Annotated in this window: 19 protein-coding genes and 3 pseudogenes; 14 read left to right on the top strand and 8 right to left on the bottom strand. The window is 45.3% G+C overall.

The annotated features are described in order from the left end of the window. Positions 1–205: 205 nt before the first annotated feature. From folK to folM, 4 genes are all read left to right on the top strand, one after another. Positions 206–703: a 2-amino-4-hydroxy-6-hydroxymethyldihydropteridine diphosphokinase gene (folK, locus tag AB4507_RS14665; RefSeq protein ID WP_372182877.1), complete on the top strand. Its 498-nt coding sequence runs from the start codon at positions 206–208 to the stop codon at positions 701–703. Positions 704–800: 97 nt separating this feature from the next. Further along, positions 801–1,172 carry a dihydroneopterin triphosphate 2'-epimerase gene (folX, locus tag AB4507_RS14660; RefSeq protein WP_017067658.1) on the top strand — a complete coding sequence of 124 codons (372 nt, stop codon included), beginning with the start codon at positions 801–803 and terminating at the stop codon, positions 1,170–1,172. 18 nt (positions 1,173–1,190) lie between these two features. After that, the gene (gene folE / locus AB4507_RS14655; protein WP_048611743.1) at positions 1,191–1,829 is read left to right on the top strand and encodes a GTP cyclohydrolase I FolE; all 639 of its coding nucleotides are present in this window, start codon (positions 1,191–1,193) and stop codon (positions 1,827–1,829) included. After that, positions 1,826–2,542 carry a dihydromonapterin reductase gene (gene folM / locus AB4507_RS14650; RefSeq protein WP_372056321.1) on the top strand — a complete coding sequence of 239 codons (717 nt, stop codon included), beginning with the start codon at positions 1,826–1,828 and terminating at the stop codon, positions 2,540–2,542. Before folE ends, folM begins: the two co-directional genes overlap by 4 nt. A 104-nt stretch (positions 2,543–2,646) precedes the next feature. Here folM and AB4507_RS14645 read toward each other — a convergent pair whose 3' ends face one another. Then, on the bottom strand, positions 2,647–3,567 hold the full coding sequence (locus AB4507_RS14645) for a helix-turn-helix domain-containing protein (protein ID WP_017061644.1): 921 nt from the start codon (positions 3,565–3,567) through the stop codon (positions 2,647–2,649). 200 nt (positions 3,568–3,767) lie between these two features. On the opposite strand from AB4507_RS14645, the gene AB4507_RS14640 reads away from it, so the two are divergent. The 3 genes from AB4507_RS14640 to eat are packed head-to-tail and all read left to right on the top strand — an operon-like array spanning position 3,768 to position 7,464. Further along, entirely contained in the window at positions 3,768–5,180 is a 1,413-nt protein-coding gene (locus AB4507_RS14640) for an ethanolamine ammonia-lyase subunit EutB (RefSeq protein WP_017061645.1), read from the top strand. Continuing rightward, positions 5,173–6,042: an ethanolamine ammonia-lyase subunit EutC gene (eutC, locus tag AB4507_RS14635; RefSeq protein ID WP_136974151.1), complete on the top strand. Its 870-nt coding sequence runs from the start codon at positions 5,173–5,175 to the stop codon at positions 6,040–6,042. The genes AB4507_RS14640 and eutC overlap by 8 nt, the downstream gene beginning before the upstream one ends. 24 nt (positions 6,043–6,066) lie before the next feature. Beyond that, a complete protein-coding gene (gene eat / locus AB4507_RS14630; RefSeq protein ID WP_017061647.1) occupies positions 6,067–7,464 on the top strand; it encodes an ethanolamine permease in 1,398 nt (465 codons plus the stop codon). A 408-nt stretch (positions 7,465–7,872) separates the two neighbouring features. Here eat and mpaA read toward each other — a convergent pair whose 3' ends face one another. Continuing rightward, complete coding sequence (gene mpaA, locus AB4507_RS14625) at positions 7,873–8,580, bottom strand: murein tripeptide amidase MpaA (protein WP_372103435.1); 708 nt, start codon at positions 8,578–8,580, stop codon at positions 7,873–7,875. Between the two features lie 173 nt (positions 8,581–8,753). On the opposite strand from mpaA, the gene AB4507_RS14620 reads away from it, so the two are divergent. The 4 genes and pseudogenes from AB4507_RS14620 to AB4507_RS14605 all read left to right on the top strand — a co-directional run bounded on the left by AB4507_RS14620 (position 8,754) and on the right by AB4507_RS14605 (position 12,983). Then, positions 8,754–10,379 carry an ABC transporter substrate-binding protein gene (locus AB4507_RS14620; RefSeq protein ID WP_372103438.1) on the top strand — a complete coding sequence of 542 codons (1,626 nt, stop codon included), beginning with the start codon at positions 8,754–8,756 and terminating at the stop codon, positions 10,377–10,379. 170 nt (positions 10,380–10,549) lie between these two features. Next, positions 10,550–11,035: pseudogene (locus AB4507_RS14615) on the top strand (LysR family transcriptional regulator); the annotation flags it as partial. A gap of 10 nt (positions 11,036–11,045) precedes the next feature. Further along, positions 11,046–11,269: pseudogene (locus AB4507_RS14610) on the top strand (GGDEF domain-containing protein); the annotation flags it as partial. A gap of 208 nt (positions 11,270–11,477) precedes the next feature. Next, complete coding sequence (locus AB4507_RS14605; protein ID WP_372056327.1) at positions 11,478–12,983, top strand: putative bifunctional diguanylate cyclase/phosphodiesterase; 1,506 nt, start codon at positions 11,478–11,480, stop codon at positions 12,981–12,983. Positions 12,984–13,140: 157 nt separating this feature from the next. Here the strand turns inward: AB4507_RS14605 and AB4507_RS14600 are convergent, their stop codons facing one another. From AB4507_RS14600 to AB4507_RS14585, 4 genes are all read right to left on the bottom strand, one after another. After that, entirely contained in the window at positions 13,141–14,556 is a 1,416-nt protein-coding gene (locus tag AB4507_RS14600) for a fructose-specific PTS transporter subunit EIIC (RefSeq protein WP_372103441.1), read from the bottom strand. Between the two features lie 13 nt (positions 14,557–14,569). Then, positions 14,570–15,010, bottom strand: a complete 441-nt coding sequence (locus AB4507_RS14595) for a PTS sugar transporter subunit IIA (RefSeq protein WP_372103444.1) — start codon at positions 15,008–15,010, stop codon at positions 14,570–14,572. Between the two features lie 259 nt (positions 15,011–15,269). Beyond that, the gene (gene manA / locus AB4507_RS14590; protein ID WP_372182876.1) at positions 15,270–16,487 is read right to left on the bottom strand and encodes a mannose-6-phosphate isomerase, class I; all 1,218 of its coding nucleotides are present in this window, start codon (positions 16,485–16,487) and stop codon (positions 15,270–15,272) included. 94 nt (positions 16,488–16,581) lie between these two features. Then, positions 16,582–18,486: a fructose-specific PTS transporter subunit EIIC gene (locus tag AB4507_RS14585; protein ID WP_372182875.1), complete on the bottom strand. Its 1,905-nt coding sequence runs from the start codon at positions 18,484–18,486 to the stop codon at positions 16,582–16,584. 379 nt (positions 18,487–18,865) lie between these two features. Between AB4507_RS14585 and AB4507_RS14580 the strand changes: the two genes are divergently transcribed. Together AB4507_RS14580 and AB4507_RS14575 are read left to right on the top strand one after the other, a co-directional pair. Further along, complete coding sequence (locus AB4507_RS14580; protein WP_017061655.1) at positions 18,866–19,705, top strand: helix-turn-helix transcriptional regulator; 840 nt, start codon at positions 18,866–18,868, stop codon at positions 19,703–19,705. A gap of 564 nt (positions 19,706–20,269) precedes the next feature. Continuing rightward, entirely contained in the window at positions 20,270–22,048 is a 1,779-nt protein-coding gene (locus AB4507_RS14575; RefSeq protein WP_372182874.1) for a sodium:solute symporter family transporter, read from the top strand. Positions 22,049–22,203: 155 nt separating this feature from the next. On the opposite strand, the gene AB4507_RS14570 is transcribed toward AB4507_RS14575, so the two are convergent. Then, a complete protein-coding gene (locus tag AB4507_RS14570; protein WP_017064943.1) occupies positions 22,204–22,977 on the bottom strand; it encodes a PTS sugar transporter subunit IIA in 774 nt (257 codons plus the stop codon). 7 nt (positions 22,978–22,984) lie between these two features. Then, positions 22,985–23,286 (bottom strand): annotated as a pseudogene (locus tag AB4507_RS14565) (PTS fructose transporter subunit IIB). 338 nt (positions 23,287–23,624) lie between these two features. Between AB4507_RS14565 and AB4507_RS14560 the strand changes: the two are divergent. Next, positions 23,625–25,490 carry a fructose-specific PTS transporter subunit EIIC gene (locus AB4507_RS14560; protein WP_372182873.1) on the top strand — a complete coding sequence of 622 codons (1,866 nt, stop codon included), beginning with the start codon at positions 23,625–23,627 and terminating at the stop codon, positions 25,488–25,490. Positions 25,491–25,543 lie beyond the last annotated feature (53 nt).

Raw genomic sequence — 25,543 nt, 5'->3', positions numbered from 1 at the left:
GTGTCGTCTACTCGACAGAACCTTCATAAGCTGAATTTTTACCCGTGGTACTTCCTAGTTCGAAAGTCCTCCTTTCCGACTCAGAACCGAACTCTATATGAGTTGTCGGGAGATTTTCTTTTACCCTCCCTACATCAAACGGATCCATAGCTGATCTTCCTAGCGACTTACAACGTAAGAGGCCGATTAAAAGGGAGAAAAAATTATGGCCACCGTTTATGTCAGCATCGGAAGCAACATTAACCGCGAACATCACATCACAGAATCTCTCAAAGCGTTGAATAGTCACTTTGCACCTCTGAACATTTCTAATTTCTACGATTGTGAGCCTGTTGGTTTTGAAGGGGACAACTTCCTAAACCTAGTCGCAGGGTTTGAATGTGACCTTTCTATCGCTGAACTGGCTAAGGTTCTGCATAAAATCGAATTAGAAAATGACCGCAAGCGAGAAACTAAAGAATATGCCTCGCGCACGATGGATATCGATATCCTTCTTTACGGTAACGAAGTAGGCATTATTGATGGAGTAGAGCTGCCTCGAGGTGAAATCACCGAGTACGCTTTTGTGCTTCGACCGTTAGTTGATGTTGCCGCGCAAGAACGTCATCCCACTCTAGATATCTCTTTTCAGCATCTCTGGAACAACTTCGATCAGCTGAGTCAGAAAACCGAACTTATACCGTTCGAGGTCAGCTTCACTTAGTCCCTGTAACTGCTTTAAACAGAACGCTTGAGCTTTATTGATCTTTTCCTCTAATAGGCACGTAACTCACTCTACCTTCTAAGGATCGGAAACTGTTATGAATCACAATGCGATTATCACCATCACAAATCTCAGATTAAGAACCTTCATCGGCTTCAACGAAGAAGAAAAAACCAAGCAGCAAGACATCGTCATAAATGCGGAGATCCATTATCCCGCGAACAACCTTTGCCTCTCTGATGATGTGGAGAACGCACTTAACTACAAAAATATCTGCAAAAAAATTATTGAACATGTTGAATCTGGACGGTTTCTGCTTTTAGAAAAGTTAACCAGCGACGTACTCGGTATTTGTATCGACCATTCATGGGTCCGATACGCTCAGGTGAGAATTGACAAGCCTCATGCTCTACGTTTCGCCGATTCCGTCTCGCTCACCCTGAGCTATGAAGCAGAACTTGAAGATTAACTCATAAGGAGCGACTCAATGCTAACCACAGAAGCTGAAAAAGTAAGAGAAGCTTTGCTCGAAAAGGGACTAGAAACCCCGATGACATCGAGCGAAATGAACCCCGACCAGAAGTACAACCGCATCAAAGGGCTTTTGACGGAAGTTGTCAGTACGCTCGGGCTGGATTTAACCGATGACAGTCTCGCTGAAACACCTCATCGCATTGCAAAGATGTACGTTCACGAGATATTTTCAGGGCTCGACTACAATAACTTCCCCAAAATTAGTGTTATCGACAACAAAATGTCAGTTGATGAAATGGTTAAGGTATCGGATATAGATTTAACTTCGACGTGCGAACATCACTTCATCACCATCGATGGTTTAGCACAAGTGGCTTATATCCCAGAATCCAAGATTCTTGGGCTATCTAAAATAAACCGTATTGTTCGATTCTTTGCTCAGCGTCCGCAGGTTCAAGAACGCCTTACTCAACAAATCCTGGTCGCGATACAGGCTCTGGTTGAAACAGAAAATGTGGCTGTGACGATTAAAGCAACTCACTACTGCGTTAAATCGAGAGGCGTTATGGACGCTAACTCTGAAACCACCACAACCGCGCTTGGTGGCAGTTTCAAAACTAACCCTCAAACTAGAGCTGAGTTTTTACGATGAGTGAAACGATTCTAATAACTGGAGTGGGGAAGCGTTTAGGATTCGCTCTGGCGCAGCAACTTATATCTGACGGATACAAAGTCGTTGGCACTTACCGAAGCGACTATCCCCAGCTGAAAATACTGCGCGACAGTGGAGCCGACTTACAACAGGTAGACTTTTATCAACAAAGCAGCCTAGAGGGCTTTCTTCATTACGTTGGTCAAGAATATAAGACACTTCGTGCCATCATACATAACGCTTCCGACTGGAAGCCTGAGAACAAGACAAACCCCAGTGAAAATGCATCACAAATCATGCACCAGATGATGACGATTCACGCCACCGTGCCTTATCTGGTTAATTTAATGCTCAAAGACCAACTAATGTCTGGCGATAAAACGTCGGACATCATCCACATCAGTGATTACGTTGCGGAAAAAGGCAGTAAAAAACACATCGCTTACGCGGCCAGTAAAGCCGCACTCAACAACTTGACGCTGTCGTTCTCAGCGATGTTGGCTCCCAAGGTGAAAGTCAATACTGTCTCTCCTGCCATGATAAAATTCAATGAACATGATGACGAGGCGTACAAAACCAAAGCTCTGAAAAAAGCACTGATTCCCGCAGAGGCAGGCTTTGAAGAAGTGATAGATGGCATTAAGTTTGTTTTGGCTAGTCACTATATGACAGGAAGGACTTTGCACCTTGATGGCGGCAGGCACTTGAAGTGAAGTTCATGCGTTGTGATCTTGAGGCAGGATAGTCAACTAATCTATTCGTCTTTCATATCGTCTAACTACATTTTTTTAAGTTGTCCCTCGACACTTTTTGGGTTTTAGACATTAGAACGTGTTTGCATGGGCGACTCACCAAACAACTGCTTGTAGCTTTGGCAAAAATATCCCAGATGAAAAAAACCAAAGTCAAAGGCGATTTCATTGATGCACCGTTGTTCGCTCGGATTTTGCAGAATGCGCCGTACCTGGTTGAGACGTACATTTTGTATAAATTGTTTTGGTGATATGCCACAACAGGACTCAAAGGTGTATTGCAGCGTACGGCGACTGACATAAACCGCATCGCACAGTTCAGACACGGTGACGGGTTTACGGTACTGCGAGTTATCTAGGTACTGCCTAATTCGACGCATTGTGTTCTCACGCTGTGAGGCATTGGTTTTTTGCATATTTTGATTAGACGATTGAGCGAACAATTCGACCAACATATCTTGAACAATGGATTGATGAGTTTGAAAAGACCAGCGAGATTGACTCGGGGAGAGTAGTAAGCTCAAGTAAGCTTTTATTTGTTGGGTGTAGTGTTGAGAGCAACCAAGAAAGTGGCTCTTGCTGTTTAATGATTCAATCTCTAGCTGTTGCTGAATCATTTCAACCAGTGAAGGGCTTATGACTAACCCATAAATAGAAAAGGTTTCTGGCGTAAGTAGCTCAAAATCCGCTCCAGCCTCACGGATCAAAATACTATCAGGATTACCTTGTGCGTAATTGATGTGTAAAGGTCTATCGTTAGCACTGATCCCTAACCAAATCCCTTCATTAATACGACATTGCTGCTTGAGTTTTCGGTTGCTGTCTTCTCGAAATAGGTGCACGTGAGAAAATTTTCGTTCACGGATCTGACCTAGAAAACTTCCTTGACTCAGTTGGTCATATTCTTGCTGCCAGTTAAAGAGGCTGGCTGCCTGCTGATTTGCATCAAATGTGTTGAATGTGCACAAATTAGGTGCATAACGCATCAATTCTTCATCCTTTCTCATCATTCCATGACCTACCCATGTGACCCATATTAGTACAGTGTGTCTTTAAGTTTATGTTTATTAATGCTTTTTTATGTTTGCCGATTCTTGATATTCATTCGGTTCAAAAATCGCTTAATTACTCATATATACAAAAGGTTATTGAGCAAGAACTGAACCAGTTTATGAAGAGGGAATTTATGACAGCAGCTTATCGCCGACAACAAGGGCACCTGGTTTTTAACTTTGAGTCGTTAGCAGATCTGATGGCAAAGGCTACGCCAGAGCGTTCAGGGGATGTTTTGGCTGGTGTATCTGCGACTTCTGCTGCAGAGCGTGTTGTAGCTCAGATGACACTGGCAGACTTGCCCCTAAAGACGTTTTTAAATGAAGCGGTGATCCCTTATGAAAGTGATGAAGTTACTCGTTTAATCATTGATAGCCATGATAGAGAGGCGTTTAAAGCGATTGATCACCTTACAGTGGGAGACTTTCGGAACTGGCTGCTAAGTGATGAAGCCGATAGTCTCACGCTTGCAAAGCTGCGTCCTGGTTTAACTCCAGAAATGGTGGCTGCAGTGAGTAAGATCATGCGTAATCAGGATTTGATCCAAGTCGCCAAAAAATGTCGGGTAGTGACTGCGTTTCGTAACACCATTGGCTTGCCTAGTCGTTTATCCACCCGTTTACAGCCCAATCATCCAACCGATTCTCTCAATGGCATTGCAGCCAGTATTTTTGATGGTTTGATGTATGGCAATGGTGATGCTGTGATCGGCATTAATCCCGCAACAGATAATGTACCACAGGCAATTAAGTTGATGAATCTGATGGAAGAGGTCATTCAACACTACCAGATCCCGACCCAATCTTGCGTATTAACCCATGTTACCAACACGATTGAAGCGATTGAGATGGGCGCTCCGGTGGATCTCGTCTTTCAATCTATTGGTGGCACTCAAGGTACGAACGACACCTTTGGTATTAACCTTTCGATCCTTAAAGAAGCAAACGAAGCGGCGCTTTCGCTGAACCGAGGCACCGTTGGAAGTAACGTCATGTACTTTGAGACAGGGCAAGGAACATCTCTCTCTGCCAATGCTTTTCATGGTGTGGACCAACAAACTTGTGAGACACGGGCTTATGCCGTAGCGCGTCATTTTAATCCATTGTTGGTTAATACCGTGGTCGGCTTTATCGGCCCTGAATATCTCTTTGATGGAAAACAGATTATTCGAGCAGGGCTTGAGGACCATTTTTGTGGCAAATTGCTTGGCCTGCCGATGGGGTGTGATATCTGCTATACCAACCATGCCTATGCCGATCAAAATGATATGGATAACTTACTGACATTGCTCGGTGTCGCTGAGTGCTCGTTCATTATGGGGATTCCGGGTTCCGATGACATCATGCTCAATTATCAAACAACCTCGTTTCATGATGCACTTTATGCACGCAAGGTGTTGGGTTTAAAACCTGCGCCGGAGTTTGAGGAGTGGCTAACTCAGATGCAGATTTTTGATGATGTAAAAGATGTGCGCCTAAATGAACGACTCTCCGGCTCATTTGCTGGCGCTCTAGCACAACTTAATGGAGGCCCCGCACATGGGTAAGGTGGTCTCTATGGCAAAACATTCTGCTTCTAAGTTGGTAACTCAAAACCCTTGGCACGAGCTTAAAGGTTTTACATCGGCACGTATTGCACTGGGTCGAAGTGGAAATAGCGTTCCAACTAAAGAGTTGCTTTCATTTCAACTCGACCATGCACAGGCGATGGATGCCGTTCATTGTGCTTTAGATGTGGATTCATTGGTTGAGCTCATCGCTCAATCAAACTCGGTCATTCAACACACTTCTCAGGCACCAATTAAGGCGCACAGCAAAGCGACAGACAGATTCATGTATTTGCAAAGGCCGGATCTTGGTCGTGAGCTTGATGACGTCTGTTGGAATCAGTTGCAAGCCGTTCTTCATTCAGAGTCTCCCCCGTTTGATCTCGCGATAGTAGTGGCTGATGGCTTGTCTTCAATTGCCATTCAAAATCATGCAAATCCAGTCATTGAGCATCTGCTTTCTTTATTAGGGGAAGACGAAGTGCCGTGGCATGTTGCTCCTATTACTGTTGTGAGGCAGGGCCGAGTGGCAATAGGAGATGATGTTTGCGAGTGCTTACAAGCCAAGATGGTGGTGGTTTTGATTGGTGAGCGCCCGGGACTGACCTCTCCAGATAGCATGGGTATGTACCTGACTTGGCAGGCGAGAAGAGGAACAAAAGACTCTGATAGGAACTGCATTTCTAATATTCGCCCACAGGGGTTGGCTTATGAAGATGCGTGTAAGCGAGCGGTATACCTATTGAAGGAAGCTCGTCGGCTAGAGCTTTCAGGAGTCAACCTTAAAGACCGTTCGAGTATCGAGGAAGAAGGTGGTGAGCAGTTAGAAGACAAGCACACAGGCAATTTTTTAATTGGATAAAAGACAAAAATAGAGGGATTTACAATGTCAGAACATCAGGAATATTTGGCGCAAAGACAACTTAAAAGGGGCACTGCTGGGTGGATTTTGCTAGCAGGGTTAGGCGTTTCATACGTGATCTCTGGTGACTTTGCAGGCTGGAACTTTGGTATCGGTCAAGCTGGCTGGGGAGGCTTTCTTATTGCTGCAATTGCTATGGCGGTGATGTACTTTACCCTTGTCCTTTCTTTGGCGGAGATGTCTGCGGCTATTCCCGCTGCAGGAGGTGGCTATAGTTTTGCTCGACAAGCCATGGGACCAACGGGGGGATTTTTTACCGGCTTATCCGTCTTAATTGAGTATGCCCTTGCACCTGCCGCGATTGTCATTTTTATTGGCTCAGCGGTGAATGAACTAATGGGTATCGATGGTCCTCTTGTTTACGCGATCTTTTATGCCATCTTTATTGGTATTCATATGGCAGGGGTAGGAGAAGCTCTGAAAGTCATGATGGTCATCAGTGGGTTAGCCGTACTAGCAATTCTTATGACAGCAGGCGTATTGGTTAGTGAGTTTGATGCTAATAATCTGTTTGATATCGCTCCGGCAACCGCACAAGCCACAGAACTACTTCCTTTTGGTTGGTATGGTGTATGGGCGGCACTACCGTTTGCAATGTGGCTTTTTCTTGCGGTAGAAGGGGTTCCATTGGCTGCTGAAGAGGCGAAAAACCCGGCCAAGGATGTACCCAAAGGTATTATCGGCGCAATGTTATTCTTACTGGTCACCGCTACCTTAGTCGTTCTGCTGCTTGCGGGCGCTGTGGGTTCTGAAGCGATTGCGAATAGTGCCGTTCCTCTAGTCGATGCCTTGAAGTTGACCGGTAATCCAACCGTTGCAACGGCTGTTAATATACTAGGACTTGCAGGACTTATTGCTTCATTCTTCTCGATTATCTACGGTTATAGCCGCTTAGTGTTTGCATTGTCTCGTGCGGGTTACTTGCCTCAAAGCTTGTCGCTTACAAACAAAAACAAAGTGCCTGCTCGTGCTTTAGTGGTGCCGGGTGTGTTTGGTTTTGCTGTGTCATTGACCGGAGAAGGCGACCTGATCTTGGCGATGGCGGTAGTGGGGGCGACAGTGTCTTATGCATTAATGTCGCTTAGTCATATATTGTTGCGTATCAAGCAACCAGAGCTTCACCGTCCATACAAAACACCGGGTGGCATGCTGACTTCCGGCACTTCACTAGTGCTGTCGCTTATTGCAATGACGGGTGTTTATGCTTTTGACCCATCTGCATTCTTTATGACTATGGGACTCTTTGTGATTGGTGGTGCTTATTATGGCCTATATAGCCGTAATAAATTGGTCGCATCGACCGCTGAGGAAGAGTTTGAGATGCTGTCGGTTGCAGAGAAAGAGCTTGAGGCTACTAATTAGATTCAATTTCTAATGGTATTTAAGGCTCTAGTGCTTTGCTGGAGCCTTTATTACACTACTTGTAGTAACTTGCGTGTAAACCCCAATCGTCATCACCTCTAACGATAAATATTAATTTAGAAATAGTGCTGTTTTAGGATCATTTTCTTGGAACGTTTTTGTCCAGACACTTGTCATGATTTTTTATAACGAGTTAGATTCATAGCGACGAGCCCCGAAGTTCATTGATAGTGAAGTTTTCATCGCGCTAATCATGTCGATTGCCTTTCTCTAAAGATAAGTTGAAATGATGCAAAGGAAGAATTCGGCATAGATTATGAATGGGATTGATTCAGTAGACGGAATATATGATTCACTAGTAATTAGGATGAATTACTGTTCGCATGTGTATATGTAGCCTACTCCAGACTAATTTCCCTCACACCCCAACACTGCCACAAACGCATCCAAATACTTCTCTATAGTTAAATCCGCAGAAACTGGCGGAAGTTCTACGGTAATGCATGGCAGGTTTCTTTCCTGACACCATGTGCCGAATGAGCCTGGGGTTTCGTAATCCACGTCTTCAACGAGCGGTAGGTTGAATTGTTTGCTTAGCCAAGTGGCAAGCTCCGATTGGGTTGGGTCATCGACCATGGCGAGAGGTTCGTGGAAAGAGATGACGAATTTTGGCTTACGCTGTTCAATGAGTGTGATGAGGGACTGCACTTCAGGTTCAAGTTGTTCGGCTTGGCCGGTTTTCACTTTTACATCTCTGACTGGTGTGTGGGAGCTCCAGCGATAGACAGTGCCGTTTGCTGTCCAATTTTGAGTTGGGAAGGCACGGTTTAGGTCGACTTGGTTTGCGTTGGCACGTGTTCCTAATTGATTGCCATCTGGGTTCATAGACAGAATCACATCGTGTCGCAAGTTGGCGGCTGGCAAACTTCTTAGTGCACAAGACAAACCTGCGATAGAAGCGGTTTCGTCACCGTGCGTGCCTGCTAAGATCAGCCCGCGAGATTCGCTTTCTACTTGCGCGGGGAAATAGAGCAAGGGTGCGCCCAATACTGACTTTCCATATGTTAGCGGCTTTATTGAAAATGCAGCTCTTTCTGTTCTTGGAATTAAACTCACCTTAATCTCCTGATTGATCAAGTACTATCAAGTATTCACTATTGGCTATATTAGTCATTAACTAAGTCCATTAGATGAACCCCTTTAAATAAACCATAGCGTCAAAACTCGTCAACCGTCGCATTGTTAATTTTATTACTTGCTTCAAAGATAGGCTAGGAGAGCAAACAAACATGGATTTTAAAAAACATTCAACGGCTTTACTCATTTCATCTCTATTGACCCCTTTTATATCAGTAACTGCCGTTGCTGAAACCTTACCTGCTGGTGTTTCACTGGCAAAAGACCAGCATTTAGTTCGCGCGAACGATGCAGAAGCGGCGACGCTTGATCCTGCGAAAGCAGAAGGCCTGCCAGAAATGCACATCCTACGTGACCTATTTGAGGGTTTAGTGATCCAAGATCGCGATGGCAATATCACTCCAGGTGTCGCGGAATCTTGGGAAACCGAAGACAACCAGACGTTTGTATTCCACCTGCGTAAAGACGCGAAATGGTCGAATGGCGATCCGGTGACGGCCGATGATTTCGTGTATGCGTTAAGACGCGCGGTCGACCCGAAACTCGCTTCGCCAAACGTGTGGTATCTCAAGCTCACCAAGATCAACAACATTGCTGACGTAGCAGAAGGTAAGAAACCCGTTGAAGAGCTCGGTATTTCGGCCGTCGATAAGCACACGGTGAAGTTCGAGCTTGATAGCAAAGTGCCGTACTTTGTTGCGATGACAGGTCACACCTCCATGATGCCCGTTCATAAGGCAACGCTAGAAAACAGCGATAAGCCTTGGAGTGACCCTAAGCAGTTTGTCGGTAATGGCGCGTTTGTGTTGGACGAGTGGGTGGTTAACGAACGTATTGAACTGAAGAAGAACCCTAACTACTGGGACAGCTCAGATACCAATCTAACCCAAGTGACTTACATTCCGTTCGAAAACCAAAATGCTTCGATTAACCGTTATGCAGTGGGCGAGGTCGATATCACGTCTGATGTGCCGACACACATGGCGCAGCAGCTCAAAACCAAATACCAAGATGCGTTTACCGCGGTTCCTCTGCTGTGTACTTACTACTACGCGTTCAATACCACGCGACCTCCATTCGATGACGCGCGAGTACGTAAAGCGGTGTCTTATTCGATGATGCGTGATGTCATCACCAATGGTGTCACTCAGGTGGGTAACTTGCCGGCTTATACCTTTGCTCATGAATACACGGCAGGCTTTGATGCGACTCAGCCTGAATACAGCACATGGACTCAAAAGGAGCGCGACCAAAAGGCGAAAGAGCTGTTGAAAGAAGCGGGCTACGATGCGGCTAATCCATTGGATTTCAAATTGCTTTATAACACCAGTGAGTCGAATAAGTCGATTGCAGTGGCTATCGCTTCCATGCTGAAAGGCAATTTAGGCGCGCAAGTTGAGCTGGAAAATCAAGAGTGGAAATCTTACCTAGTATCACGTCGCCAAGGTGATTTTGATGTGATGCGCGCCTCTTGGTGTGGTGACTACAATGAAGCGTCAACCTTCTTGAGCTTATTGCGCTCTGAGTCTTCGGGTAACTTTGCGCGTTATAACAATGACAAGTACGACGTTGCAATGGACAGCGCATTGTCATCAACCAACGAGCAAGATCGCCAAGGATTCTATAATCAAGCGGAGCAGTTACTGGCTGAAGATATGCCTATCGCACCCATCTATTACTACATGCAGGCTCGTCTAGTGCGACCAAGTGTTGGCGGCTTTGCAAAGAACAACGTGGAAGGGCGTATCTATTCTAAGGATCTCTACATCAAAGAGTAATTGCGTTTGATTCACGCGGCGACACACCGCTAAGAACATGAAATAAAGAAAAGGGACGTTGATCATAAATATCTGATCAACGTCCCTTCGTCATTAATCTGTAACGGTAAGCGCAAAAAACTGAAACCTGATTGAAGTATTTTTCACTTTTATTTCAATCAGGTGAAGCCATGTTACCCCCTCTACGTGCCCTTGTTGCGTTCGAAGCTGTTGCCCGCCTCGGTTCTATTGGCGCTGCTGCGCGCGAGCTTTGTGTTACCCAAGCTGCGGTGAGTCAGCAGCTTAAAAGTTTAGAAACCTTTCTCGATACCACATTGTTTGAGCGAAGCTCCAAAGGCGTAAAGCTGACGTCAGCTGCCCAGCACTATCAACCGATTGTGGCAGGCTCACTTGCTCACCTTAAATTGCAGACTCAAATCTTGTTCGGGGAAAAAGAAACCGACGTGTTGAGCCTGCGCGTTAATCACACTTTTTGCCATAACTGGCTGTTACCTCGCCTGCCATCTTTTTATCAAAAATACCCTTTTATCAGGCTCGATATTCAGCTGGTGGACTGGCCATCAACCAATCCTTGTCAGAATGTCGATATCGAACTAACCAACGGCAAGGTCGAAAGCGAAGACACCCATAGTGAGCGACTGTTTCAGGAGCATAGGTAACTGGTGTGCAGCCCTTTCAGAGAAATTACGCTCAGCAATTCAGAAGATCAAACTTGAGCAACAACCAACTCTAACAATTAAGTCTAGTTTTGGTATTAGCTTGCTATCAGAAAAGGAAAAGTGGAAAGACTGTGCGATCGCGCGCTTTATCAAGCAAAGCTAAAAGGACGAAATACAATTGTGATTGAAGAGTCATACCCGGCATCAACAAAAGCGATCGGCAGCTCTTAGTTTGACTAAGAGCCAACATCCACACAAATTATTTTTGGCATGTTTAGCCCTAAAAGGCTTTCGTCGTGCAAAGTGATGACGAAAATCGGTAAATAAAAGTCAAAAATAAAAACGCGAGCGGTAGATTGCGATTTATGTTGGTGCTACGTTATGAGCAATTTATAACATATAAGTCATGACACATTAGACTGAGAGATAGCAGCTAACGATGAACAAGACAAAAAGATATCCGGCCAGCATAGTATTCAGCTACCTAATACTTTCATCTTTATGGGTTTTATTTTCTGATCTCGCGGTTGAATCATTATCAAATGACTTGCGTGAACATGCCTTAGCACAGACAGTCAAAGGTCTGGTATTTATCATTCTAACGTCTGCTCTGTTATGGGTAATGGTTCGGAAAAATAATCGCGATTTAGAGAGCGCCAACGATCTTGATAGTGTCACCGGGCTTCATAGCCCATCAGTTTTTTATCGATATTTAAATAAAAGACTGAAAAATTCTCAAGCCATTGACCATTATGTCCTCTTCTTATTAGACATTGATAACTTCAAATCTGTCGCTGACCAGATCGGATTCGAAAATACAAATTCATTTTTAAAAGACATTGCACGATCTATTGAATTTCCTATTGAGCATCAACCACTTTCGTCACGGGTACATTCCGATGGTTTCGCATGTTTAGTCAAACTCGATGATAAGGAAGATATTGAATCCTACATTGCTCTCGTACATCGTAGATTTAACCAGTGTGCTTATCGTTATGATATCCACGCCACTTGTTGTATTGGCGCTGCTCTATTCCCCTCGGATGGGAATAATGCCAAGCAACTCATGGCATCAGCAACCCACGCCTTAACTGAAGCAAAGAAAAGCAAGGACACGATTGAATTTCATGACCCAAAACTCACTGAGCTTGAACGTCAACGACAAGAAATGGTGCAAGAATTACGTAAAGCGATTGATGACAAAGCGATTGATATTGTGTTTCAGCCTAAATTCAACATTGAAAGTAAATTTGTCGCTGGCGTGGAGGTGTTGTCTCGTTGGACGCATGAGCGCTATGGTGTCGTTTCACCGGATATCTTTGTCGCGCTAGCAGAAGAGAATCATTTTTGTCGTGATTTGACTACGTTAGTTCTAGAGAAGACTGCGTCACAACTTAGGGCTAATGGCTTGCTAGGGAATGCGCTTAATAGTGTCTCGGTCAATATTTCAGCGGTAGAGCTAAATAGCGTTGATGACATGAACCATCTGGATGAATATCTACGAAAGGATCCCGAGTTTGCTCGCTTACTTTGTCTTGAAATTACTGAAACCGCTATTTTGAAAGATATAGATCAGTGTGCGATCGCTGTTCAGAAGTTAAAAAAACAAGGGGTGTCCTTTTCGATAGATGATTTTGGTGTTGGCTACACGTCTTTTGGTATATTTAGCAAATTGGATGTAGATGAAATCAAAGTCGATCGCAGTTACATCAATGGGTTGGAAGATGATTATCGTTCTAGAGCCATAACGTCTGGTATTATTGATATAGCGCGAGGGTTTGGCATTAGTGTAGTGGCTGAAGGGGTTGAAAATGCTCAACAACTGTCAATTTTGAAAATGTTAAATTGCGAACAAGCCCAAGGTTATTATTTGGGCTACCCGATGCCATATAAACAGTTGAAAGAAAGTCTCACCTCTGAAATAGAACCATGTTCAACAACATAATTTAATACTTTTTCATCTAGGCTACAGAGATACAGATGACTTGTATCGAGAAGGATGCTGTTGGCCTAACTATAAGAAATCCCCATTCGTTGACTAGACGAATGGGGATTTTAGTTACTAGGGGGTAGTAATTTTATCTTTTAACTTGTTTCAGGTTTTAGATAGCCACCATAGTCGCGGCTTTCTTCATTGCTTCCTTGGTTGAACACTCAATTACGTTCGCGTTCGCAAAGCGGTGAGCGTCTTTCACTTGAATATCGTGAGCTAAGATAACCAGTCTTGCGTTCGCTACATCTAGGTCGGTAATACGGTTCTGAATACCGTTTTGACCTTGAGTTTCTACCTTAATCTTAAGGCCTGCGGCTAAACCTGCTTTTTCCAGTGCTTTCGCTGCCATGAAGGTGTGTGCAACACCTGAAGGGCAACATGTTACTGCTACGATGTCGTACTCGCCTTCGCCTGCTACAGGTGCTGTTTGAGCTTGAACTGGCGCTGCTTCAACCATGTCATCTTCTGTTTCTACTGCGACTGGTTTCCAGAAGCCAACGATAACCGCTGTGGTTAGCGAGCCAAGTGCAATACCTACTACGTACATTGGAATGTTGCTTGATACAGGTGCAGTGATTAGGCCGCCCCAAGGTGCGTGAAGTAGAACGTCTGTCATGAAGCCAAACACACAACCCACGATACCACCGGCAACGATTGAAGGAAGTACGCGCATTGGGTCATTCGCTGCGAACGGGATAGCGCCTTCAGAGATACCGATAGACCCCATGATTGCTGCAGCTTTACCTGCTTCTTGCTCTTGTTTAGAGAACTTGTTTTTGAATAGGAACGTTGCCAATGCCATGCCTAGAGGTGGTGTACAAATCGCGATGCCTACGCCGCCCATTAGCCACGGTTGTGTGTCTACTTGAGTTTGAGCAAATAGGGTCGCTACTTTGTTGATAGGGCCGCCCATATCAAACGCCGTCATACCACCAAGGATTGTGCCCAGAACCATCTTAGATGCGCCAGCCATTGAAGCTAGGAACTCGTTCATTGAAGCCATGAACAGTTTGATTGGCTCACCGATGCCCCACATTACAATACCTGCAGAGATTAGCGTACCGACAAGAGGGTAGATGAAGTATGCACCTAATGCTGTCATGTTGGTAGAAAGTGGGATCTTCTTAAGTTGAAGCACTACGCCACCGGCAATAAAGCCAGCCACGATACAACCAAGGAAGCCGCCGCCCATGTCAGCCATGATGCCAGAAGAGATCATTGCAGGAGCAAGTGCTGGTTTGTCTGCGATTGAGTAACCAATAAAGCCGCCAAGAATGATTGGGAAAAGAACAAGGCCTTTGATACCGATATTAGAGATGTCTGCCAGCAAGCCGTCGGCCGGAACCGCACCTTTGCCTGATGCCATGACCGCTAACGCCAACAGAACACCACCGGCTACGATGAAAGGTAGCATGTGTGAGGTTCCGAAAAGCAGGTGGCCTTTCATGGTGCTAAGGATTTTTTTAAAGTCGCTACTACTGTTTTTATTATTGGTATTCGTAGCTTGAGTTGTTAGGGTGCTCATAATTTTCTACGCCTTATGAATTAATTAAAATATTAAGGATCTGTTGTTCGTCTTTTGCGTTATGGATATCTTGAATAAATTCATCGCTGAATTTTCCAAATAGTTCTTGTAGTACATAAATATGATGGTCAGCACCGTTATCGGGTGAGGCAATCATAAAAAACACGGTTGGATTAATGCCGTCTTCATCGCCATACTCGATACCTTGACGCTTAACACCGACAGCGATTGCTGGCTCAGTTACTGCCTTGCTTTTTGAGTGTGGATAAGCGATGCCGTCCATCGAGGTAATACTTTGAGATTCACGAATTTCGATGTCTGCCAAGAAGGCTTCTTTACTGCTGATTCGCTTGTTCTCAAATAACATGCTTGCCAATTCTTCAAACAGTTCTTTTTTATTATTCGCTTGAAGGTTGTTATTAATTAAGTTGACGTTGGTTAGCTGTGGGATCATTTATTAACTCATTCACTATTGAAGTTCTTGAATTAAAATTAATGGATTAACCCGATTCGCGAAATAGCAAATAAAAGCCCTTCACTGTACATTTGTACCAAGCAAAATTAAGTGTGATTTGCATCATTCATCCAGTGTGAGATGGGTCATATTTGATGGTGTTTTTGATTATGTTTTTGACACGCTGAGCGGCCTCATCAGAAACAAAAATGCCCCGCATGAGCAGGGCAGTAAGACTTTGTACTGAGTTCTAAGGGAGCTAGCTGTAAGCACGCGCCACGCGTCCAACGCAATCCAGTTTGTAGCTCTCTGCGTAAGCTGGAATGAACACCGATTGGCCTTTCTCTATTACGCAGGTTTCACCACATTGATGAGTTAGCACCATGGGTTCATCGAGTGGTAATAGGATCTCGGCGCCTTCGGTTGTGATCTGTCGTTGCTGCGAATTTTGTACGATAGAGAACTTAAAATCCTCGACTGGAATTTGGTATTCCATCACATCACCTTGCTCAATAGGGCTGAGCAGTAGCCTATCTGCAGGCTTTTCATTGAATTGAGTACAAGAGACTAATTCATTGATATCCATGTACTTAGGCGTTAACCCAGCGCGCAATACATTGTCTGAGTTCGCCATGATCTCTAAGCCCGTGCCTTTGATGTAAGCGTGGGGCGTCTCGGCATCCAGATACATGGCTTGCCCCGGCTTTAGCGTGATAACGTTCAATAGCAGCGGAGCAAACAGGCCGACATCCCCCGGATACTGTTGTTCCAACTCTGAAATCAACTGGAACACAGGGGCATCTGAAAGTTTCGCCTTCATCAACAACATGGTCAGCGCCATGCCTTTTTGTTCACCTTGCAAAGACAATAAACTCGCGAAGAAGCTCGCTAATCCATTAGGCGTTTGATCGCCCGCGAGGTCGTTAACCATCGAGTGCAGCTCAGGAATATCGAGGTAATGGAAGTGCTCAAGGATCTCGCTGATCGACCTAAAGCCATTCATCGCCGTGTAGTCCGTTAGGGCATACACCAGTTCTGGCTTATGATTAGGATCCTTGTAGTTACGATTGCCAGCTGTCATTGGAATGCATTGTTGCTCTTCAAACGCATAGCCAGATTCGGCTTGTTGCTTGTTCGGGTGAACTTGAACCGAGAGCGCTTTCTCAGCCGCTAATACCTTGAAAAGGTAAGGCAGTTCGCCAAAGCGACTTGCGACTTTCTCGCTTAAAAACAGGTTTAGGTTCTTCGAAATCAGGTTCGACAATGTGGTTTGCTGGCCGTTGTCGTTCACCATTGAGCAACCATTCGGGTGAGCACCCATCCAGATCTCCGCTTGCGGCTCACCAGATTGGTTATCAATACCAAACAGTTGGCTAAACGAAGAAGGGCTACCCCATGCGTAGTTTTGAATCACGTTGGTCATAGGGTAGAAAAAGCGTTGTACGAACGAGTCGTTCGCTAAAGAAAAATCAGACATCGAAATCACCATGAAGGGAAACATGGCTTGAGCTCTACTCGGCTTAATGAAATGCGAGACTAGAGTGGGCTCAAGCCATTGGAGTTGAAATGGCTTAAGCCGCTGCTGTTGCTAGCTTGGCTTTGCGTAGATTTTTAAGTGCGATACAAGTAACCGCAGTTACGCCTGCACCAGACGCCATGCACAACAGTGCTAGCAGTGGGTAGTTCATTGCGCCAAGTAGAGCGACCACTGGACCACCGTGAGCAACACTGTTGGTGATACCAAACGAGAACGCCATTACCGCAGCAGTCATTGAGCCAAGCACGTTGGCTGGGATAACTGACATTGGATCTTGAGCCGCGAATGGAATCGCACCTTCAGAGATACCCACCAAGCCCATCGCGCCTGCTGCTTTACCTGCTTCAATCTCAGAAGATTCGAATAGGTCGAACTTACGGCCAAGTCTGGTTGCGATAGCCATACCAAGGGGAGCGACAGGGATTGCACACGCCATTGCACCCATGAACTGAGTTTGACCGCTGGCAATCATGCCGACTGAGAATAGGAACGCCACCTTGTTGAACGGGCCGCCCATATCAAAGCCGGCCATGCCACCAAGGACAATACCAAGCAGAACCACGTTGCCTGTACTCATGCTGGTTAGCAGTGCAGTAAGAGCATCCATCAGCCCAGCGATAGGTGCGCCAATAACAAAAATGAACAAACCTGCGATGAACAAAGAGCCAGTGATCGGAGCGATCATGATAGGCACAAGCGGTTGAACGAATTTGTGGTAGTTAAACGAAGTAATCCATTTAACGAAGTAACCCACTAATAAACCCGCGATGATTGCGCCAATGAAGCCAGTACCTGCGTCAGCGCCATAGAAAGAACCGTTGTTGGCAATCCAGCCGCCAATTAAGCCAGGGGTTAGGGCAGGGCGGTCAGCAATCGCGTAAGCAATGTAGCCAGCCAAGATTGGGATCATCAGGGTGAAGGCCACCACACCCACCTCTAGGATTTGGTTCCACATGCTGCCAGCAGGAATTGCCATGCCAGATTCACTCGGCTCACCGCCAATGGCTAGTGCTAGGGCAATCAAAAGACCGCCCGTCACCACGAATGGGATCATGTGAGATACGCCATTCATCAAGTAACGGTAAAGGTCTGAACGTGCTTGCGAGGCTTTCTCTGCAACAGATTGGTTGGTCGGTGCTTGTTCTGCTTGGTAGCTTGGCGCGTTGAGTGCTTGCTTAATCAAGCCTTGCGCGTCTTTGATTGGCGCTTTTACGTTGGTTTTGATAACGCATTTTCCGGCAAAGCGAGCCATGTCGACCTGTTTGTCACAAGCCACCACAATCGCATCTGCGCGTTCGATCTCTTCTCGAGTTGGGCTGTTCTTAACGCCAATAGAACCGTTGGTTTCGACCTTGATGTCGTAGCCAAGAGCCGCCGCGCCTTTTTCTAGTGCTTCGGCTGCTAAATATGTGTGTGCGACGCCAGCTGGGCAGCCTGTCACACCAATGATGAAGCCTTGCTTCTCAACGTTGTTTTCCGTTTCTGAAGGCTCAGGTTTGCTAAGCAGTAGTTCTAATGCTTCTTGTTCAGATTGAGCATTCATGAAGCTTTCGATAAAGCCTTCTTCAATCAGTTTTGAAGAAAGCTCTGCTAATACTTCGATATGGTGATTATCGCCGCCATCAGGAGAAGCGATCATGAAGAACAGTTTTGATGGCTGGCCGTCATCTGCGCCGTACTCGATACCCTGTTGATGGACACCGATAACAACCGCGGGTTTGACCACCGCGCTGCTTTTCGCGTGTGGCAGAGCAATACCTTCTTCAAACCCGGTATTACCTTGTTCTTCACGAGCCTTAATGTCGGCAAGAAACTGTACTTTGTCTGAGATTCTGCCTTGTGCGTAAAGCACGTCTATCAGCTCTTTAAATACGTCTTCTTTTGAATTAGCGCTAAGCGAAAGCTTAATCAAATTTTGATTGATCAATGTCGTGATCATAATGAACCCCTACTCTGTTTTTATTTTGTTAGGGGTATTCTGGAATCTACGGCTTGCCTTCTGTAGTGAAGAAAAAATGCATTTACTGGATGATTGTTGCCTTATAAATGGAGTGTGATTTTGATCGGTTAGGAGTGCCTGTTTGGGGGAGTGTTGACAGCTTTTATGAGGTTATAACGCTTTTATTGATAAGGGCTTAGATTGATTTTTCTATCATGATAACAGTGTTCTAAATCTGGCCTTAGACTGGAGATTTATTTCCACTACTGGATTTTTGTAACCTAGATCTCAAATTGTGATTTTGCTCAATAGCGCTATGTTTCACTAAGGAGTATATCTATTCCCGTAGCCTTATTGCTGCTTATAAGAGTTCGAAACAATGATATTTCATGACCTAATCTCGTCGGTATTAAACGAGCGAGAACCGTTTCATAACATCTGGTTTGCGGGAGATTTTCACACGCCTTCAGCATTCAGTTATCAGGTGAACTTTCCGCGTTTAGAGCTGGTGCTCGACGGTGAGTATATTAATGAAATGGAGAGTCATGATCGCAAGATCACCAATGTTGTTGCGAAAGCAGGGGATGCGATTTTCATCCCGCCTAACTGTTGGAACAAGCCGAACTGGGATACTGATTGTTCGGTACTGAGTATGTTGTTTGGGCGTCGTCAGCTTGGTTTAAGCTTGGTGAGCAAGCGCAAAGGGGAAGAGAGCTTCTACGATATCCAAAAGCATAGTATTCAGACTCGCTCTGGCTTTGCGATTGATAATATTTTGGAGGCGCTCAGCTCGTTAGCGCGCGAGAGCAACAAGCAGCCGATGGATGAATTATTGCTGCAAGCGTTGCTTCAATACAGCAAGACGATGCTGGATGCGCCTGTCGAGAAGTCTCACAGCCGCGTACAGGATGTGTATCAAGGGATCTGTATCTATATCCAAGAGAATTTCCACCGCCAGATCACGCGAGACAGCATCGCTTTGCGCTTTAGTATTTCATCCAACCATTTGTCGCGAATGTTTCGTCAACAAGGCCACATGACGCTGGCTGAATACATTACACGTGTGCGAATCGACCGCGCCAAGTTCATGCTCAAGAAATACAATTTCAAGCTCAATGAAGTGTCGGTACGTTGTGGCTTTAAGGATGTGAATTACTTCTGCCGAGTATTCAAAAACCGCACCGGAAGAACCCCGACTGAATATCGTGGTTCAATCTAATATCCCTTCAAATTGCCATTTTTGACCAGAGCTTATACGACCGAAATTTGTATGACTAGATCACCACAGTGAGCTCTGTGTTGTGGTGATCAATTTGCTTTGTGTTTTCCTCTGCTGTTTATTTCTATACCTTATTTCCAAACCTATCTTTAGGCACGTTCTCTATTTATCCCGTTTCACTAAATAAACCCAATTAATAACATTAAGGCTTCGCTTTGCGAGTTGCTTATTGTTTTTCGTTGCCTATTTATTGAATTAAACGTGTGAGAGTTGATGTATTAACGCGATGCATTTAATGGATGATAAGTAAATTAAAAACCACTTATCGAGACGATAAAATCTTGTTGTTGTTGTCCGGCTTACTGATTTAAATATTTTTAAGTTATTGATTTTAAATGCTTACTTCGCTTCGGCTTATTCTTTGTTTACTAACGTGTAATTCATGTCTCGAAATCAAATATTCAGGTTTATACGCCCCATCACAACCTTGACTTATAATACTACAAATTAAAAATTCTATAGATAATATGATCTTCAGATATTCATCATAAAGAAGACTTATACATGGAACTCAATACTCTGATCGTAGGAATTTATTTCCTTTTCCTTATAGCAATAGGTTGGATGTTTAGAACGTTCACCAGTACAACCAGTGATTATTTCCGCGGGGGCGGTAACATGCTTTGGTGGATGGTTGGCGCGACTGCGTTTATGACACAGTTCAGTGCTTGGACCTTCACTGGCGCAGCGGGTAAAGCGTATGCCGATGGTATGGCTGTCGCGGTTATCTTCTTAGCGAACGCATTTGGTTACCTGATGAACTACCTGTACTTCGCTCCGAAATTCCGTCAACTGCGTGTGGTAACGCCAATTGACGCGATTCGTATGCGTTTTGGTAGCTTCAACGAACAAGTATTTACTTGGTCTGGCATGCCGAACAGTATTGTTTCTGCAGGTATCTGGCTGAACGGTTTGGCGATCATCGCATCGGGCATCTTTGGCTTCGACATGACGACAACCATCGTTCTGACTGGTCTTGTTGAACTTGTTATGTCGGTGACAGGCGGCTCTTGGGCGGTTATCGCGTCTGACTTCATGCAGATGGTTATTATCATGGCGGTAACCGTAACGTGTGCTGCAGTGGCTATCGTACAAGGTGGTGGCGTTACTGAAATCATCAACGATTTCCCTGTAGCAGAAGGCGCATCATTCGTTTCTGGTAACAATCTGAACTACGTAAGCATCTTCGGAATTTGGGCATTCTTCATCTTCTTCAAACAGTTCAGTATCACCAACAACATGTTGAACTCTTACCGTTACCTAGCGGCAAAAGACTCAAAGAACGCGAAGAAAGCGGCACTGTTGGCATGTATTCTGATGACCATCGGTCCAATAATTTGGTTCATGCCACCTTGGTTCGTTGCAGGACAAGGCGTTGACCTTGCAGCACATTACCCAGACGCAGGCTCTAAAGCAGGCGACTTCGCTTACCTTTACTTCGTAGAGCAATACATGCCAGCGGGTATGGTGGGGCTTCTAATCGCAGCGATGTTTGCGGCAACTATGTCTTCTATGGACTCAGGCTTAAACCGTAACTCTGGTATCTTTGTAATCAACTTCTATCAACCGATTCTTCGTCCAAACGCGACAGAGAAAGAGCTGATGATTGTGTCTAAGTTGATGTCTACCTTCTTCGGTCTAGCTATCATCCTTATCGCGCTGTTTATCAATTCGCTAAAAGGCTTGAGCTTGTTCGACACCATGATGTACGTGGGTGCACTTATTGGCTTCCCAATGACCATTCCAGCATTCTGTGGCTTCTTCCTTAAGAAGACTCCGGACTGGGCAGGTTGGGGTACGCTAGTGGTCGGTGCGATTGTGTCTTACATCGTTGGTTTCGTGATTACCGCTGAAATGCTACAAAACTTGTTCAACCTAGAGCCTCTAACAGGCCGCGAATGGTCTGACTTGAAAGTTGCAGTAGGTCTGATTGCGCACCTAGTGTTTACTGGCGGCTTCTTTGTTCTTTCGACATTGTTCTACAAACCACTAGAAGCGTCTCGTCAGAAAGATGTTGATACCTTCTTCAACAACCTTGCGACACCATTGGTTTCTGAATCAACAGCACAGAAGAAACTGGACAACAAACAACGTCACATGCTGGGCTCACTGATCGCAGTGTCTGGTGTGGCAGTGATGGCGATGTTTGCTCTACCGAACCCATTCTGGGGAAGAATGATGTTCGTACTGTGTGGCGGTATCGTATTCGTAGTTGGTTTGCTGTTGGTGAAAGCTGTAGACGACTCGGTTGAGGATGCGAAACAAGCGAAAAAAACAGCTTAAGTTAGCTAACCAGTTAAACAAGTAATTAAACATAAAACGGCTGAGCTCTAATGCTCAGCCGTTTTTTATTGTATGAGAAAATGAGCTTATAACGATTGGATAGGTGTCACAACAGGGGATTAATGGATGCTTTGAGTTTGACCAGAAGAGATGAATTAGATAAGGCGTGACGAGATGTACATCAACAAGGCTTGTAGGTCGACACTGCTTCGAGTCTTTTGCAGACGTTCATTGACCTGATCGTGAAGCAGGTTTCGAGTTAGGTTGGTCGCCGCGACAATGTGCTCACGCTGTGGCTTGGTTGGCAGAACAAGAGCAATGGCCACATGCACTTCGCCGATACGTGATGCCCAGTCAATTGGGTCGTCACTGACGATAACCGCAATCGAGAGATCTTGAGTCGATTCAAACATTACATGCGGCAGTGCAATACCCGGTGACACGCAGGTTGAAGAGCGTTCTTCTCGCTTAATAAATGCCAGAATCAATTCATCTGGGTCTTCTGGGTAAACAAGGTGAGCGAGCCCTTTCAAGCACTCAAATTTGGTCAGTTGGGTTTGCGCCTTAGCGTGGTGCCATTTGATATCACAAGGTGGGCATATTTGTGGCATTCGCTGAATTAGATCGCTAGAGAACTCATGGCTCACCTGTGAGCCAACCATGTCGTAATGCTCTGCAATTATGTCTTTGAGAACGAAACAGGCAAGCTCCGCATCAATACCGACCGCGGTTATCTGGCACAAATCACCACGAAGTAAACCTACTTGCAGCATCGCGACGGATTTGGAGAGATCAGCGGTTCGATTTTGAGTGATGTTGATAATGCGGATGTTGCTTTTGAATTTCTTCGCTAAGCGAGTCAGCGGCTGCGCGACATGTGAGTTCGCGGCAGGATCGTTAACGAAGAAGGTGATCTGGTATTCGTTCATGAAAAGTTTAAGTTCGACAATGCTTAATAAAGACTTTATCGATACTCAACAATACCTCTTCCATGGGAATGAATAAGGTTTTAGCTGGGTCAAATCGGTTTGGTTGTTCGATGTCGATATCAGAGACGATCAACACTTTGTCTGCGAGGGTAATATCTTGGGCGGTCAGTAAGTTTTCAATACCCATAGCGCCTGCGTCTCAACCTTGATTGAAACGTTGAACTTAGGGGCTGTTTTATTTAGAGCATCAGCTGCCATATAGGTGTGCGCAATGCCTGTAGGGCACGCAGTTACCGCTACAATTCTCATTATTATTCTCGGCTTAATCTCGTCCCTGTTACGTTACATAAGCTACCTTTCACAAGCTACCTTGCAAAAGCTATCTTGTATGGGAACTTCAGTATAGAAAGCTCGCATAGAGGAGGGACGATATGTTTATGGGTTCTGGGGATTTTATGGATTGCCGTTTTTTATTCCAAGGTGAAAGTCACACTCTGAGCTCTTGGTTACAATAATCCAGTTAATGCACCTTTCGTCCTATATATTGAGTGCCTTCACACCGTTAATCTTTTCATCTTATTAACCTTATTCCTAGGTTAACAGACACTAATTATTTCAGTCTGAATGCAGGCGAGGCAGAGCAACATATGGATATCACCAATATTATCGAGCCCGAGATTATCTGCTTGGAACTACAAGCAGACTCTAAACAGGCGGTATTTGAAGAGCTTGTCGAACTGCTCGACCGTGCCGGTAAGCTCTCTAATAAAAGTGTATTCCTTGATGATATCTGGAAGCGTGAAGCCATTGGTAATACGGGCTTTGATGATGGTATTGCGATTCCACATGCGAAAAGTACTGCCGTCGCTAAACCTGCTGTCGCAGTAGGCATTAGCCGAACGGGCATTGATTATGGTGCTGATGGCGGTGAACTCTCCGATGTGTTCTTTATGCTCGCTTCACCAGACAACAACGACGACCATCATATCGAGGTACTGGCTCAGATCTCGACCAAACTGATCGAAGATGGCTTTGTTACAAAATTAAAGGCAGTCGAGTCGGTCGAAGAGGCTCAAGAGCTGTTTCTCGAAGCCAATTCAGATTCCTTCGACAGCTACGCTTCTAGCCATCATGAAGTGTATGTCGAGCCGCTCAGTCCTTGGGCACAATCTCTCAATAGACTCAAAGAACACCTGTTATATGGCACTTCGCACATGATCCCATTCGTGGTTGCGGGCGGTGTGTTGTTGTCTTTGTCGGTGATGATGTCGGGTCACGGCGCAGTACCAGAGAGCGGTATTCTTGCAGATATCGCGCAGATGGGCATCGCAGGCTTAACTCTCTTTACTGCCGTATTAGGTGGTTACATCGCGTATTCAATGGCCGACAAACCGGGTTTAGCGCCCGGTATGATTGGTTCTTGGGTTGCGGTGAATCAATACAATACCGGCTTTCTCGGTGCAATTGTGGTCGGTTTCTTCGCTGGTTTTGTGGTGAATCTACTTAAGAAGATCAAACTGCCAGACAGCATGATCTCGCTGAGCTCTATCTTCATCTATCCATTAGTCGGCACCTTCGTGACCTGTGGTGCGGTGATGTGGGTGATTGGTTCTCCTATTGCCCAAGTGATGCTAGAGATGAACCAAATGCTCACTGGCATGGCCGGATCAGGAAAAGTGGTGTTGGGTAGCATTTTGGGTGCGATGACTGCCTTTGATATGGGCGGCCCGATCAATAAGGTCGCAACGCTGTTTGCCCAAACTCAGGTTAATACTCAGCCATGGTTGATGGGGGGCGTCGGTATTGCGATCTGTACGCCACCATTAGGCATGGCTCTGGCGACTTTTATATCGCCGAAGAAGTTTAAACGAGACGAACGCGAAGCCGGAAAAGCCGCAGGCATCATGGGAATGATTGGCATCAGTGAAGGTGCGATTCCTTTTGCAGCCGCCGATCCTGCGCGCGTTCTGCCTGCTGTTGTTGCTGGTGGCGTAGTTGGTAACGTGGTCGGCTTTATGTTCCATGTAGTGAACCATGCACCATGGGGCGGCTGGATTGTGCTGCCGGTGGTGGATGGCAAGATTGGCTATATCGTCGGCACGCTCGCAGGGGCTCTAATGACAGCCCTGATCGTGATTCTTCTGAAGAAGAACGTGGTCGAAGGTGAAGTGAATTCTAATCAGTTGACCGGTGGTTCGGTGACGGAAGAAGGGAAAGCGGATGTACTTGCAATCACTTCCTGTCCATCGGGTGTTGCCCACACTTTCCTGGCTGCTAAGTCTCTGGAAAAAGCGGCGTATCATCTTGGGGTTCGGATTAAAGTCGAAACACAAGGTGCCAACGGAATAGGTAATCGCATTACCCAGAAAGACATTGAAAGGGCGAGGTTGGTGATCTTTGCTCACGATGTGGCGATTAAAGAAGTTGAACGCTTTGCGAACGTGAAAACCTTGGATGTCAGTACTAAGGAAGCAATGCTTAATGCTCAGGCGTTGATCATGAGAAAGGTGTAACTCTTTAAACCGCAAAGTTTATCATCTATAAAGTTAACTAGATCAAAACTAAA

The organism is Vibrio sp. 10N.222.54.A3 (genome assembly GCF_041474095.1).
In the GTDB taxonomy this organism is placed as follows: domain Bacteria; phylum Pseudomonadota; class Gammaproteobacteria; order Enterobacterales; family Vibrionaceae; genus Vibrio; species Vibrio crassostreae_C.
The sequence above is the reverse complement of the archived record's forward strand: the minus strand, read 5'-3'. Positions and strand labels throughout refer to the sequence as shown.